We start from the raw sequence: 13,075 nt of genomic DNA on the forward strand, positions 1-13,075 counted from the left end.
AAACATCTATTCCTGTTCCGGAATCACGGGATCTTCCAAGGGATAATATCCTTCCGGATCATAGTCATCCCAAATATTCCTAAGCGGATCCTCATCGGATATTTCGACTTGGATCATGCCTGCCTCATAATATCCATCCTGCTGCGGGTTCTGTATATGCAGCGGGATATACGACCGGTCTTCGAAAAAGAGTGCTATACTCAGCTTATATTCTCCCGGTAACATATCCTTCAAGGGGACCATCTCATTATGGACAAGGTCCCCGGTTAACCAGGAATGCGTGGCGGCGTGCAGAGGATATTCATAGGAAACCTCCCCCTGCTGTAACTGCACCCATAACTGAAACTCCCGGTATATTCTCGAGCTGCCCTCGTTGACGAACCAGAAACGCAGCGGCAAGCTTCCACGACTATATACCGTTTCCGGATACGTCAGTCTGCGTAAAGTTAGATGATATCCAAGTCCTATATTCAGATTGGAGAGGGCGGCGTGCCAGCGATATGCCTCGCGTCTGGTATGAGGACCGCAAACGTTATCGGTCACATCAAGGACCACCTGGTAACGCTTCCATACCTTCTGCAGCCTATGTATGGCAAAAGCCTCACAGCATTCGATCCAATTCTCCTCACCGCACTTCACCAGCAGGCCAAATCCGCGGCCGCGGTCTCTTACATGTTGAATCAATCTGTCATTCTGCAGTTCGGCTAGCAGCGTCTGCGTCTCAAACGACTCCACATAAGCGTTCCATTCTTCCTTACTGTCAGCTAAGGTTGATATCAGAACGGCTGTTAAGCGTCTGTCGGAGTCGATATAACTCCCGATTTTTCGGACCAAGGCCGCAAAACAATCAGGTTCGTAACCCTGAACCCAGATCGGCAATTCCGGTACCAGGACAAGAATGGGATTATGGGCCGTACGCAGTGCTTCTTTGATCGCTTCAAGCCTGTATTCTCCTCGAACCGGCTCAAGCGCTCTCCAGAAAAAGGAGACGTATTCGAATGGACCTTGGCTTGCATCAAACTCCCGGTTCAATAAGGGTTGCGGTCGGATTTTTACGGTTTTATACTTCTCGTAATTTTCAAGCGAGTATTTCCCCATCCTCTTCTCTCCCTTGCAAATGGCTGTCAACGGTGCGATGGAATTGCTCGATGTCTGCGTCGGTTATGTACGGCCGGCTGCCAATCTTGTCGATATCCTCCCGCAATACAACCATGCTTAATGTGTTAAAACGGGCTCCCGTCTCCATATATGCCGCTGCTGCTTTTTGCAGGGAGGTTGTATATTCGCCTGGGTTTCGGGCCGGGTCTGCCTTCCTGTCCCCAAAGGCTTCATAACGCAGCATGCCGTCCCCTTCCATGGTCGGATAATTATAGAATTGTCGTTGAACGAGGACAATATTGCTTCTTTCATGATCCAGGATAAGCGACAGCCTGGTATCATAAAGCCAGCTTGAGCTCCAGAAGCCTTTGATGGGTAACTCCGGAAAGTACTGGTCATAGAATGCAGCAGCCATCTCCATGGAATTCTTCAACCTGTCCGGCGTGTACCCGGGGCCGGATGGAATGTGGAGCGCTAACAGCGTATCCCCTGTTTGAAGTACCGTCTCCCATTCCTTCTTCAGGATCGGCGTCGTTTCTCTTTCAACGAATCCCATGGGATTTATCCGATTAGCGATGACAAACTCGGCATTCTCGTGCCATTCTGAGGTGAAGTTTCCTTGAAGATCATATACATCATTGATTCCGTTCCGTTGTCCATCGCTGCGAAATTCTTCGCCTGCGTGCCGAAGCGCAATGACCTCCTGCGTGTTCACATGACGGAACATGGTGAAAGGATCCTCAAATCGGTAGGGGATAAAATAAAACCGGTCTAACAGAAAGATGGAGCAGGTATAAAAATTCATCACCCATGGAAAATCATGAACCTTGGCATCGCCGCGGAGCACCAGTTTTTCCAATTGAAGCTTCAGGGGCTGTTGAGGGATCTGCTCGTAGTAAGCTTTAGGTATGGCACGCGCCTCCAGCATGCTCATGGAAGGAACAACGCAGGCCAGCAGCAAAAGAAAGGAGTATAATTCTCCGTATTGCGCCATGCATCCTGGCGTCATATTCGTATAATGGGTCTCATCACAGCGATTGCGCAAAGTGCACATATCCTCTACTAAGAATTGGGTAAAATGAAATAGTACGTCATCCTTTTCTATCGCCTCAACCCCATGAACGAGCCATTGGCGGATAGGTTCAGGAATTTGATACTGCTCAAAGATTCCGGACAAGAACTCCCGCGGGATAAGATGGGGCTTGCCATCCGGTTTATATCGATCATATTTAGCTTCCAACCCTTCTGGCAGGTAATCAAAGTTGCAGATTGCGATACACTCGTTAAACTTCAACAGACTCTCCATTTCCTTGTCTCCCCCGTTCAACTGTTAACTTGCCCATCGGGTAATAACCGTCCTTGTTCCCCTCGATGGCCAGCTGGATATTCCCGATTTCCTTAACCCCGGTTTCGATGCCTATCTCCAACTGATATTCGCCTTCGGACATATTACCGGGTAAACCGAAACCCTCTTCCCACACAATATCTTCGTCCGGCAGCCACTCCCTAATATCCTCTCTGCTGCGCAGCGTATAGGTTTGATCTTGGCCAGTAAGCCTCACAACCAGCGGATAAGGATTATAAATCGGCGCTACTCCTACATTAGCCCACAATGCACTGATTTTTAGCTGACCGCCCGTCTTCACCAACGAATCGTACGTGAACTTTCTCAATTCAAAGCGGTATCCCATCTTGTTCAGCCAAGCCTTGACCTTCTCTTTCCACGGTTCGGGGACTACCGTTCCTTTATTGTTAAAGGATGAAATATGCCACTTCAGCGTTTCTTGAATGATATAATCCATATCCCAGCCCTGAAGATACCAATCATTCATGTGCCAGCATGCTTCAAATAGAACCGGAGCCTTCTCCCAGGCATCGCCCATCTTGAAATTCTGAATATTCTGGGGATAGAAATCCGTCATATGTGACCACTCATTTCCATGAAAGCCGCCCATATCACCCAAGCAATCGACGCGAAAGCCCACTTTGGCTTTGCGCTCCTTCATGATGCTGATCGACAAGGCATCATGCAGCAATGCTTGGAGAGGGGTTATCTTAAACCCATCCAGGTAGGCATCTGTAATGTGTTTAATGGCCTCCGGCTTTAAAAACTCCGTTCCGCCGCCTTCTCCCCAGGCCCCTACAATCGTCAAATCAACCGAGCTTATGACCGGATGTCCGTCAAACCGTGCGGCAAACGCTTTGATAAAGTCAGACCAATACAACACATAGGGTGTTGTCTCAGGATCTACTCTCCAGAACGGAAAGTCCGGCTCCTCCGGATGTTCCGCACGATACCAGGCGGGTATATCATCCTCTTCGCTTAACGCGTATGGGGAACAGCGAACCACGGCCGTACAGCCTATCGATTTGGCGTAGTCCAGCCTCTCCTCAAGAACCTCCCACCTGTACTCTCCTTGGCGAACTTCCAGATCCCGCCAGCGCACGCTGCAGAAATACACTTTGCTGTCGGGATGATTGTACGTTCTGCTGTCTTCCGTGAACTTATATTTCTTGTGCTCTTCCCCTCGATTGTCGCAGATCCGATCCAGGTCTCCCATTAACCCTGGTGCTGCCGTAAAACCTATGCCCGGGTTGTTTAGGATGTCTTCTAACATCATGGGGTAAACCGTTACTGCTTTGTTCATGTTCTAATCAACCCCCCGCCGCCTGATAAACAAACACCCTCGTTTTGTTACGTTAATATAACGTAACAAAACGACGTAAAACTTGTGATATTTCGTGATTTCATGTTATATCATCCCTGCGTATCCTTGCAATAATAATTTTGGTTTTTTTTTAAAATTTGTAGTAACACAGCACGACAGAAACATGTTATGATTGATTTTAATCGTGAATATAGATACACTTGAATAACGTAACGTTATCACGCAACAAATTACGCAACAAGACATTTATCAAGTCCATCATTGTTTACCATGTAACATTCCTATAAACTCTAAATGGTGACTATTCGTAACTAAAAAGGAGAATGTGTTTATTTATGAGTACCATTCGGGATGTTGCTAAATTAGCAAATGTATCTACCGCCACCGTATCCAGAGTGTTAAACAATGATACGAAATATAAAATTACGGACGAAACCCGGGAACGGGTGTGGCAGGCGGTTACGCAGCTCAACTATAAAATCACTTCAAGTCCCAAGCGGAAAGTTGTAACCACGGATCATTCCGACAGCAAGTCGCACATCAAAATCGGGTGTGTACTAAGCGTTACAAAGGATAAATACAACGATCCTTATTTCATGTCGATTTTATCCGGCGTGGAAGAGCGATTGCTGAGTGCGGGATATAACATTTCCTTTATTCGGACTGGAATTGAACTGAATGACAGCAAGATTTTATTCCATACATTCAGCGAACCGATTACCGGCCTGATTCTTATGGAATCGTTGAACGGTGAAACCTATGAGTATATACGCAAGCAGGTTCCTTATATCGTGGGGATTGATACCGAACGCGGGGATATCGATAATGTGGGCTATGATCATTACAATGTCGCTTCGATGGCCGTCAACCATCTCATTGACAAAGGTCACACCCGGATTGGATACATCGGGGGAAGCGGATTAACGAATAACCTGAAAGACAGCCGCCGTTACCGAGGCTACTACGCCAGCATGCATGCTGCCGGAATGTCGGTGAATCCCGAGTGGGTTATTGATTGCATGTGGGATGAAGCGGTCTGCATTGAACAAATAAATCATTTATGCAAAACCAAAAATTGCCCGACCGCCTTCTTTGCAGGCAGCGATCTAATGGCTATGGCCGCCCTCAATGGCTTGTATAACAACGGCATTTCCGTTCCTAATGAAGTAGCCGTCATAGGCTTATCTAATATTGAGGTATCCAAATATTCCAATCCCCCCCTATCAACGATCGACGTACCGACAAAAGAAATCGGCATGGTTGCCGTCGACAACCTGATCGACAGAATAAATGGAAATCAACTGCTGCCTAAGAAAGTGATTTTGCCTACCCGCTTGATCGTACGCAGTTCTACTTAATGACTGCAACAAAGACGAGATGAATATGTTCTTTGCCCATAGACCCACTGCACAAGAAGCACCCGACACGGTGCTCTTTTTTTCATGGTGGATGCGGGAACTTCAATTGGAAAGGGGGTGAAAGCTTCAGATTAGGTAGAATGATTTCTACCGTTAATAAAGAAGTTTGGATTTGCGGGCTTTATGACATCCATCATTTTGTGAGGAGGTTTGACATGAAAGCATGGGGTATCAAAATGAAGTTGACGCTTACTGTTTTTACGATGACGGCCATTCTTATTGCCTTATTCCCTTCTCCCCTCTTTATTTCGACTGCGGAAGCAGCCTCCATCGTTATCGATGGTAATCCGGGCGACTGGGAAGGGATTCCGGTTATTTCCACGAATTCGGGAACAGCTGGCGTCCTAAAGGCTGCCCACGATGACAGCAATCTGTATCTGCTTGTGGAAGGCGCCGGCCTTAGCACCAACATGGGGAGCTTCTGGCTGAATACGGACGGGAAAACTTCGACCGGATATCAAGCCTTCGGATGGGGTGCGTCCGGTATTGAATGGCTCCTCGAGAATCAATCGCTATATCGCTATGCAGGAAATGGAACCACCTGGAATTGGAATTTGTCTTCGACTCTTCCTTCTTCTCAATATGTACGTACCTCATCGACCATTGAAGCTGCACTCCCTCTCGCTACGCTTGGACTTGCAACAGGCAGCAGTGTGAACATCGGATATCTGGATAACAACTCGGATATAAACCGACTGCCAGCGCAGAACCAGTCCCTTCCCGTTTATACGCTTAAGGCAGGTAATCCCGGAGAAGACCGGATCGAATTTTACCCAAGCGAGCTGGATGATCCGCTTAATAACCCGTTTAAGGGCTGGGCACCTTCAGCGAAATCTACCCATTACCCTCAGGACCACCGTCTCGTGTATGCCGGTGTCACCTGGAAGGAGTTAGAGCCAACCAAAGGCAACTATGATTTCAATGCGATTGAAGCGTCCAACCATTTCGACTATTGGCAAAGCCGCGGAGTCAAGGTAGTCCTTCGCGTTATTCTGGACAGTCCTTCCGGCGTGCCTCACCGGGATATACCTGACTGGCTCTATCATGACATGGTAAGTCTGGGACAATCTCCAGGCAAGGCCTACCAGGATGCAACCGGAGGCATGGGAGCCGGCAACAACACGGGCTTCTCACCCAATTACAGTTCCGAGTATCTGATCGCCAGACATAAGCTTGCCATTGAGGCGATTGCGGAGCATTACGAACACGGCTGACAGCCCGATTGCTTTTGTACAAATCGGTTCGCTTGGCCATTGGGCGGAATTCCACACCTGGCCTTACATCGGACCGAACGGGGAAAGCAACTATACGGGCGCATTTCCTCCGAACGAAATATCCAATCAGTACATTCAGCATTATATCGATGCATTTGCCGATCAGGAGGATCATACGCAGCTCTTGATCAGACGAAGCGTGGAATTGGCCAAGAATAATAACAAGGGTCTGGTTCTTGGAATGTATAATGATATGTTCGGCGATCAGCCGAGCTTCGATTCCGAATGGGGATGGTACACCGGCACACAGAACGGTTATTGGGATGATATCGGCCAGCAGCAGCCAAACCATGCCAACTTCTGGGACACGCGCGTATCTGGCGGTGAATTTTACGGCGGTGCCTATGGCATGAATGCTGCACTTACAACTGGCAGCGGCTTCAATGAGACACTGCGGCAGACCGAGCTCAGCAAACCGAGCTGGCTGGGACCGAATGCTCCGGCTTCCTTGGCGCTGGGCAATCCTTTGCAGGGCAATATGGATACACTGAAGAAACGAATGGGCTATCACTTTGTCGTGAAGAAGGCGGCATATCCGAACGTGAATACCGGAGACTCATTAGATGTATCCATCGCTGTGGAAAATAAGGGGGTTCAGCACTTCCCGTTCAACTGGCCTGTTGAAATCCAGCTGCGCAGCGGCGGGAACATCGTGGCGCGTCAAACGACAACCGCAGACGTAACAACCTGGAGAACCGGCTTGCATACGGTCTCAGGCTCTATCTCCACCAACACGCTGGCAAACGGAACCTATGAGCTGGCAATCGCTATTCTTGATCCGTCTACAAACCACCAACCTGGGGTTGATTTTGCTAATACGGAACGTCTATCAGACGGAGCTTATAAGATCGGTACATGGACAAAATAACGAAAGCGGCAGACTGATATCCGAAACGATGAAAACAGCTATCGGGATATTCCCGATAGCTGTTGTTCGTCTCAGTTTCCAATAAAACCACTCTCTGGCTGCGCGCTCCACAGTTCAGGTAACCGTGTTCCTGATATGACTACACTTCACACCAAGCCTTTCAATTGGTAAGGTTCCCCTTATTTTCCCTATGCTTCATTCCGGCCCATGCTATAATGGACTCACTATTTAAGCATACGGAACAGGGGCGACTATTTCATGAATTCTCCTAAAACAGTACTGATCATTGAAGATGAACAGGATATCTCGCGCATTGTGAATGATTATTTGCGTGTTCAGGGATTCAGCACATTCATCACGGAAAATGCCAGCGACGGATTGCAGGAAGTCCGCAACCGGCAGCCGGATTTTATCATTCTCGATCTGACATTGCCTGATGCTGACGGAATTGAAGTATGCCGCAAGCTCCGTACGTTGACGGCTGCGCCCATTCTTATTTTAAGTGCCCGCAGCAGCGATACGGACAAAGTGCTTGCCCTTGGTTTCGGCGCCGATGATTATATGACCAAGCCTTTCTCGCTCAGTGAACTGGTCGCCCGCGTTCAGGCACATTTGCGCAGAATTGCAGACCCGAAACTCCAGGCATCCCCGCAGCAGCGACTGCAATTCGGCGCTCTATCGATTGATAAAAATGCCCGCAAAGTCATGGTCGGACAGCAGGAAATTTCGTTATCCGCTAAAGAATTTGATCTGCTTTACTTCCTGGCATCCAACCCGAATCAAGTGTTTACCAAGTCGCAGCTGCTGGATCAGGTCTGGGGGTATTCAGCATATGTCGAGGATAATACCATCACGGTCTACATTAGGCGGCTCCGCGAGAAGCTGGAGAGGGCCGAGATCAACTCCTCCTATATCAAAACGGTTTGGGGCGTCGGTTATAAATTCAACCCCGATGAGACGGCGTAGCCCCCATGTACTGGAAATCGTGGCATACAAGAAGGCTCTGGGCAGCCTGCCTATCTGTTATGGTTATTTTGCTATCCGTCGTCTGGCTCGCTTGGCCCTCAAACCAACCCGCTTCGTCATCCATTGTCAACCCAATTCGCGTGCTGACAAATACGGTTGTCCATAGCCTGGAGAATGAGCATGCTGACTTGCTGCTGGCCGATGCTCCGATTCGGCGGCAATTAACCAGCTGGAGTCAAGAGACAGGGATCGGCCTCAAGGTTGTATTTCCTGACGGAACGATGATCTATGACAGCGATGATTCATCCGTGCGCCATATTGATCCGCGCTTTGAACTCGACTACACGCTGCGTATTTCTGACGGCGAACCGCCCTATTATCATCTCGCTTTTCCGCTGCTGGACGCCGGCAGCAAGAGCTTTGTGGGCTACGCTCAGTTTGCTGTGCCTGCATCTGTCGTGACTGCAGTAATGCCCCCCTCCGACTCCTTTATCTATGTGCCATGGATCATGCTATCTCTGGCACTCTTGACGCTGCTTTATTTATTCTTCTCCATCGGACGTCGGGTGCAGCGTGATTGGGTTCAGCCTGTTGCCGGGCTCAAGCCTTATGCCGAAGCTATATTGAAAGGCAACTACGAGCAGCGTGCCGAATGGACCAGCGATAACGAGGTCGGGGAGCTCTATGCCGTATTTGATCTCATGCGTGAAGAGATTCGTAATTTGCATATGCAGCAAGCCGCGCACAGCCAGTCGCACAAAGAGCTGATTTCCAATCTGTCTCATGACTTAAAAACTCCGCTGGCAACGATCAAAGCCTATATCGATGCAATTCGGGAAGGTATATGCCCGGATCTGCCGAGTGTGATGGCATACCTTGAGGTGGTGCATGCGAATACGAGCAAGATGACCGTGCTCGTAGACGATTTGCTGCTGCACGCGCTGCGTGATCTGGAGCAGATTGCCGTACATCCGATTGAGCAATACAGTGCTCCAACGCTGGAGCCGATCTTGCGGGCGATGGCTCATTATATCCGTACGATGGGCGTACACTGCCAAGAACCCTCTGCTATTCCCAACGTGCTTGTCGTTATCGATGCCATACGGATCGAGCAAGTTCTGTCCAATCTCGTCACGAACGCACTGAAGCATACGGAGCCCGGGGATACGATTCGACTCGCTGTTGAAGAACACTCGGAAACATCCTGCCTGCAGATCATCGTCTCCGATACAGGGAGCGGAATTTCCCCGCAGGATATGCCTTTTATTTTTGATCGGTACTACCAAGGCAGCGTTTCACAACGAACGGCCATCCAACCGACCGAGCGCCACGGGGTCGGACTTGGGTTGTCGATTTGCAAGTATATTATGGAAGCGCATGGCGGCACGATCTCTTTTCACAGCCAACAGCAGCAGGGAACGACTTTCTACTTGACTCTGCCCCTCAGCTGACCCCTGTCATACTTTATTTATAATTTGATAACAACTGTGCAAGAATCGTTCTCTATAATTTGGTGGCATGGGAAGATAAGAGAGGAGATCAGAATATGCCTTCAAGCAAAACCATCATGCTGCAAGCTGCAAATTTATGTAAAACATACACCACCGGCAAGGAGCAGTATCATGCCATTCGGAATGTCGATCTGTCGATTTACGCGGGAGATTTTACGGTCATCATGGGGGACTCGGGGTCGGGAAAGTCCACCTTGCTGTACTTGCTCAGCGGACTTGATGAAGTGACAACCGGAGAAGTCTGTCTGCAGGGACAGCGCTTTGATCAATTTTCAGCCAAGGAGCTTGCACGCTTTCGGGCGAATCGGATCGGTTTTATCTATCAAAACAGCAACCTTGTACCCGATCTGTCGCTGTTCGATAACATTGCCCTCCCTGGATATATCGCAAATCAGGACAAGGAACAAGTACGGCAACGGGCAAATGACTTGATGGTCAATCTCTCCCTCGATAAACAGAGCAGCCGGTTGCCTTCCCAAGTATCCGGAGGGCAGCAGCAGCGGGCGGCAATCGCCAGGGCGCTCATCAATAACCCGGACATCATTTTCGCTGATGAACCTACCGGCAGTCTGAACTTCGAGCAAGGCGTTACGGTGCTTGATATATTGAGCCGGATGCATGCGGACGGTCAATCGATTGTCATGGTCACCCACGACATGAAGGCAGCCTGCCGGGGCAATCGCCTTATCTACATTCGCGACGGCAAGATCGGTGGCACGCTGGATATGGGGCCCTACAGTCCGGAACAGGCCTCCGAGCGGGAAGCGATGATCTTCGCTTATGTCACCGGGAGGAGGTAGTCTGGGATGCGAGCCATATTAACACTCTGCTGGGGCAACCTGCGCAAAAGAAAATTGCAAAACACGCTGATCGCATTGCTTATTGCCCTATCCGCTCTACTCGTCAGCACCGCATTCACGGTCTTGATGAATACGGAAAATGTATTCAATGATCGCCATACGGCTGCTCATGGTGCGCACGAAGTCATAAATATGACCCGTGGGCTGCATGACGAACAGTTGGTAGCCGACTGGTGGTCCAGCCAAGAAGGCGTAAACACGTCCAGCTTAATCCCTTACAAGCCATGGACCGGACTGGTCTTTAACGGGGAAGAATTGCCCAATCTTTATCTGTATATGATCAATACCCCGCCGATGCCGCATGGGGTCAACAATCCTCTTCCCGGTACAGGCCCTGAGCATCTGACGGTTCCGGAAGTCGGCGAAATCTGGATACCCACCTCGCTTGCCTACAAATACAACATGCATATCGGCGATGAATTGCTATTCACCTCAGGGTCTGCACCGGCACAATTCACGATCGGTGCGATTGTCATTGACATATCCCATGGCGGTCCTTTCTCGACCACTGCCCGCATCTGGATGAACGAAGCCGACTATCGGTCAACCATGGGTAGCTTGTCCACTCAGGAGCAATACATGTTGTCGCTTCGCTATGCGTATCCTGAACAAAGCGAGGAATACTGGCAGCGCTTTGAGCAGGCGCTCGGTTCGCCGTTTTTAGAGGAACGCGTTTCGTTTGCCGAATTGTCGGCCTTTTATTTTATCATGAACAAGGTGATCGGCTTTGTGATGAGTTTCCTCGGACTGGTCATGATCCTCGTCGCCTTGCTCACAATCGGCTTTACGATCACGGACACAATCCTTGCCAATTACCGCACGATCGGCATTCTCAAATCGATTGGCATGACCTCCGAACGCATCATCGGCACCTACTTGCTGCAGTACGGTTTAATGACGATTGTCGCCTTGGTCCCGGCACTGATTGCAAGCCACTTCCTTTCAGATGTCATCATCCAGAATTCCCTGTCTTTCCTCAAATCCGACACAGCTCCTGTTCCCGTTCAAGCGGCAGACGTTGCGATCTGGACTGGCTGCGGCCTGCTGCTCATTATCCTTCTATGCGTCCTTGTTTATGCTTCCAAGACACGCCATATCGAGCCCATTCAAGCGATCCGTTACGGCATGTCGGAGTCTTCACATAGTCGTATCCATCGGCATGGCGCCCGCAAAAAACTGCTGGACCGATGGTCCGTACCCACGGTTATCGGCTGGAAGCATGTGAGCGGCAACAAAAAAAGCGCAGCGCTGATCTTTCTGTTGATGAGCATCACAGTGGCTGTGCTCGTCTTTGGCGCCGTGCTGGTGACCAGCATCTATCGCATCAGTGAAACGTCGGCCCAGTGGGGTTATGACGATGCAGATATCGCGATTATGGTTATCCATGCGGAAGGTATGGATCGGGCGGAAATGCAATCTTATATCCAAAGCGACCCTCGGGTTCACAGTCTGAACTGGTCCGGATCAGCCACCGGCGTCATCGCCATGGCCGAAGTGGATGACAAGCCTCAACAGACATTCAGTCTCCCTTTGACGGTCGTAGAAGGCAGCATGGACGAGATCGGATTTGCCTCGCTTGCAGGCCGTAATCCTGCACTCCCTAATGAAATTTCTATCGGAATCAATATTGCCCGTAAATTGCAAAAAGGCATCGGCGACGTACTCACGATCTACATTGAAGGCGAACCGCATCCATTGCTGATCACCGGCACTTTTCAGTCCATTTCCAATATGTCGAATGTCGCCAGGGTCACATCGGATCTTGTCGAGCAGTTGAATCCAGACGCCGGGTTTATTCAACTAAAGGACAATACGGACAGCGATGCGTTTGTGCAGCAGTTGAACGAACGTTACAGCCCTTCCATTCAAGCGCTGAAGCAGGAAGTGCTGCTCGATTCCGTATTCAAAGAAGCTGCGGCGGTTTTGCTCATTCCGATGAGTATGCTGGCCCTACTGTTCATGGCTGTCACTTGTCTTATTGTTTATACAACTTGCCGGCTGCATATTCGTAAGGAAACGAAAACATATGGCATTTATGCCTCGCTCGGCCTGACCGCAACCGACATTCGTCGTGCCTTGACAAGCGGCATTGCCGGACTGGCTGCGCTCGGTGCGCTGGCTGGCATCGCTTGCGGCGTCTACGCATTGCCGGCCGTGCTGCGCGGTCTGCTCTCTGCCTATGGGATTGTCAAGCTGCCGCTTATCATGGAATGGCCGCTCGTCATTGGGCTGACTCTGATCGCGCTTGTTATCGCCATCAGCGGCTGCTGGCTGGCTTCGCGAATCCTCCGCCGCACCTCCCTTCGCGTGCTGGTCATGGATTCATGAAGGCCGTCCATGAACAGAAGATGACCTCCGAATGTCGGAGGTCATCTTTTTACTTCTTGCCTTAATAAATCTTCTTATTTTAA

The 13,075-nt window shown here is 49.7% G+C and carries 10 protein-coding genes; 7 read left to right on the forward strand and 3 right to left on the reverse strand.

The features are described 5' to 3' along the window. Window positions 1-6: 6 nt before the first annotated feature. From AC0VZ8_RS25000 to AC0VZ8_RS25010, 3 genes are read right to left on the reverse strand one after another with little or no spacing between them, the layout of a single operon-like run. Window positions 7-1,098, reverse strand: a complete 1,092-nt coding sequence (locus AC0VZ8_RS25000) for a DUF4832 domain-containing protein (protein ID WP_475484774.1) — start codon at window positions 1,096-1,098, stop codon at window positions 7-9. After that, window positions 1,079-2,404: an acyltransferase domain-containing protein gene (locus tag AC0VZ8_RS25005; RefSeq protein WP_475484775.1), complete on the reverse strand. Its 1,326-nt coding sequence runs from the start codon at window positions 2,402-2,404 to the stop codon at window positions 1,079-1,081. The genes AC0VZ8_RS25000 and AC0VZ8_RS25005 overlap by 20 nt, the downstream gene beginning before the upstream one ends. Beyond that, window positions 2,382-3,746, reverse strand: coding sequence for a DUF4832 domain-containing protein (locus AC0VZ8_RS25010; protein ID WP_260068700.1), 1,365 nt, complete (start codon window positions 3,744-3,746; stop codon window positions 2,382-2,384). Before AC0VZ8_RS25010 ends, AC0VZ8_RS25005 begins: the two co-directional genes overlap by 23 nt. 356 nt (window positions 3,747-4,102) lie before the next feature. Here AC0VZ8_RS25010 and AC0VZ8_RS25015 point away from each other — a divergent pair, with 356 nt between their 5' ends. The 7 genes from AC0VZ8_RS25015 (at window position 4,103) to AC0VZ8_RS25045 (ending at window position 12,992) form a co-directional block, all read left to right on the forward strand. Further along, a complete protein-coding gene (locus AC0VZ8_RS25015; protein ID WP_475484776.1) occupies window positions 4,103-5,125 on the forward strand; it encodes a LacI family DNA-binding transcriptional regulator in 1,023 nt (340 codons plus the stop codon). Window positions 5,126-5,340: 215 nt separating this feature from the next. Next, window positions 5,341-6,399, forward strand: coding sequence for a hypothetical protein (locus tag AC0VZ8_RS25020; RefSeq protein ID WP_475484777.1), 1,059 nt, complete (start codon window positions 5,341-5,343; stop codon window positions 6,397-6,399). Continuing rightward, a complete protein-coding gene (locus tag AC0VZ8_RS25025; protein ID WP_475484778.1) occupies window positions 6,374-7,327 on the forward strand; it encodes a DUF4832 domain-containing protein in 954 nt (317 codons plus the stop codon). The genes AC0VZ8_RS25020 and AC0VZ8_RS25025 overlap by 26 nt, the downstream gene beginning before the upstream one ends. Window positions 7,328-7,585: 258 nt before the next feature. Next, window positions 7,586-8,293: a response regulator transcription factor gene (locus AC0VZ8_RS25030; protein WP_071223330.1), complete on the forward strand. Its 708-nt coding sequence runs from the start codon at window positions 7,586-7,588 to the stop codon at window positions 8,291-8,293. 5 nt (window positions 8,294-8,298) lie between these two features. Then, window positions 8,299-9,744: a HAMP domain-containing sensor histidine kinase gene (locus tag AC0VZ8_RS25035; protein WP_475484779.1), complete on the forward strand. Its 1,446-nt coding sequence runs from the start codon at window positions 8,299-8,301 to the stop codon at window positions 9,742-9,744. Between the two features lie 95 nt (window positions 9,745-9,839). Then, window positions 9,840-10,604 carry an ABC transporter ATP-binding protein gene (locus AC0VZ8_RS25040; protein ID WP_260068696.1) on the forward strand — a complete coding sequence of 255 codons (765 nt, stop codon included), beginning with the start codon at window positions 9,840-9,842 and terminating at the stop codon, window positions 10,602-10,604. Between the two features lie 6 nt (window positions 10,605-10,610). Further along, on the forward strand, window positions 10,611-12,992 hold the full coding sequence (locus AC0VZ8_RS25045) for an ABC transporter permease (protein ID WP_475484780.1): 2,382 nt from the start codon (window positions 10,611-10,613) through the stop codon (window positions 12,990-12,992). Window positions 12,993-13,075: the final 83 nt, after the last annotated feature.

It is taken from the genome of Paenibacillus sp. QJM3NY_38 (assembly GCF_056173265.1).